This window comes from Pseudoalteromonas sp. TB25 (genome assembly GCF_000497995.1).
Classification (GTDB): Bacteria; Pseudomonadota; Gammaproteobacteria; order Enterobacterales; family Alteromonadaceae; genus Pseudoalteromonas; species Pseudoalteromonas distincta.
The window spans coordinates 10,041-11,273 of the sequence record NZ_AUTI01000385.1 but is presented as its reverse complement, the minus strand read 5'-3'; the positions used below and the strand labels follow the sequence as shown (position 1 = coordinate 11,273).

Genomic DNA, 1,233 nt, shown 5'->3' with positions numbered 1-1,233 from the left:
CCAGCGGCTCCAGCTGCAAAAGCAGACGAAACGCCTGCTGCAAGTGAGTCTAACGATAGCTCAGATGTGTTAACGCCGTCTGTACGTCGTTTAATCGCTGAAAAAGGGCTTGATGCGTCTAAAATTAAAGGCACAGGTAAAAACGGCCGTGTAACTAAAGAAGACGTTGATACGTTCTTAAAAGCACCAGCGCCAGCGGCTAAAAAAGCAGAAGCTTCTGCTCCTGCAGCACCGATGGGCGATCGTACTCAAAAACGTGTTCCTATGACTCGCCTGCGTAAAACGATTGCTACACGTCTTCTTGAAGCTAAAAATTCAACTGCAATGTTAACAACATTCAACGAAGTGAACATGGAACCAATCATGAGCCTTCGTAAGCAGTACCAAGAAGTATTTGAAAAGCGTCATGGCATTCGTTTAGGTTTCATGTCTTTCTACGTGAAAGCGGTAACTGAAGCACTTAAACGCTTCCCAGATGTCAATGCATCAATTGATGGTGACGATATTGTTTACCATAACTATTTTGATATCAGCATTGCAGTATCTACTCCACGTGGTCTAGTTACTCCAGTACTTAAAGATTGTGACAAACTATCTGTTGCTGAAATCGAAAAGGGTATTCGTGAATTAGCACTTAAAGGTCGTGATGGTAAGCTAACGCTTGCAGATATGACCGGTGGTAATTTCACTATTACTAATGGCGGCGTATTTGGTTCATTACTATCTACACCTATCATTAACTTGCCACAGTCTTCAATTTTGGGTATGCATAAAATCCAAGACCGTCCGATGGCTGTAAATGGTAAAGTAGAAATACTTCCTATGATGTATTTAGCTCTTTCTTATGACCACCGTATCATTGATGGTAAAGAATCTGTTGGTTTCTTAGTGACTATTAAAGAGTTACTTGAAGATCCAACTCGCTTATTGCTAGATGTTTAATCTAGTTGTATGAAATGTAAGCTGTGAATGAACATTCACAGCTTTTTTTTTGCGCCTTTGGTCTTACTGGGGTTTTCATGTTAAGCCTTGGGATCTATACTAGGTGCGCAATTTGGGATAGTTGTTTATTTGAAAAAATATTCAGCTCTTTTAGTATAAAAAATTGGATAAAGCATCATGAATTTGCATGAGTATCAGGCAAAACAACTTTTTGCCGAATATGGTTTACCAGTTTCTCAGGGTTTCGCTTGCGATACACCTGAAGAAGCTGCAGCAGCTGCTGAAAAAATC

1 protein-coding gene and 1 pseudogene (1 of these 2 cut by a window edge) are annotated in these 1,233 nt (G+C 40.2%); both read left to right on the top strand.

Annotated elements, in window-relative coordinates; all coding sequences use genetic code 11:
• Positions 1-942, top strand: a 942-nt coding sequence (odhB, locus tag L652_RS0116850; RefSeq protein ID WP_024603569.1) for a 2-oxoglutarate dehydrogenase complex dihydrolipoyllysine-residue succinyltransferase, incomplete at its 5' end; no start/stop codon positions are given.
• A gap of 177 nt (positions 943-1,119) precedes the next feature.
• Positions 1,120-1,233: pseudogene (sucC, locus tag L652_RS01000000124025) on the top strand (ADP-forming succinate--CoA ligase subunit beta); it runs 1,054 nt beyond the window's last position.